This window comes from Pelagibius sp. 7325, assembly GCF_037652055.1.
Taxonomy (GTDB): Bacteria; Pseudomonadota; Alphaproteobacteria; order Kiloniellales; family Kiloniellaceae; genus Pelagibius.
This window is the reverse complement of the sequence record NZ_JBBKAH010000032.1, coordinates 1-249: the sequence shown is the minus strand read 5'-3', so window position 1 is coordinate 249 and position 249 is coordinate 1. Positions and strand designations below refer to the sequence as shown.

General features: G+C 30.1%; 1 protein-coding gene. It reads right to left on the bottom strand.

All coding sequences use genetic code 11. The features are described 5' to 3' along the window. On the bottom strand, window positions 1–249 hold a 249-nt coding region (locus WDC82_RS25150), incomplete at both ends, for a DNA cytosine methyltransferase (RefSeq protein WP_340120199.1).

Genomic DNA, 249 nt, shown 5'->3' with positions numbered 1-249 from the left:
GATTTTGTTATACTCTTTCCTATTATGAAAAAGTGGCTCAGGCGTTTTAACTGCTTCCTTTTTTAAAGAAGTTTCTTTGATGCCCATTAAAATTAATCTGCTTCTTTCCTGCGCCACGCCATAATGAGCAGCATTAAAAATATACTTATCCTCATTTAATGCGTAACCTAACTTGGTAAACTTTCTTTTAATATAATCAAACACATTGAATGATTTAATGATAATCTCAATATCATCATTATTTACTTG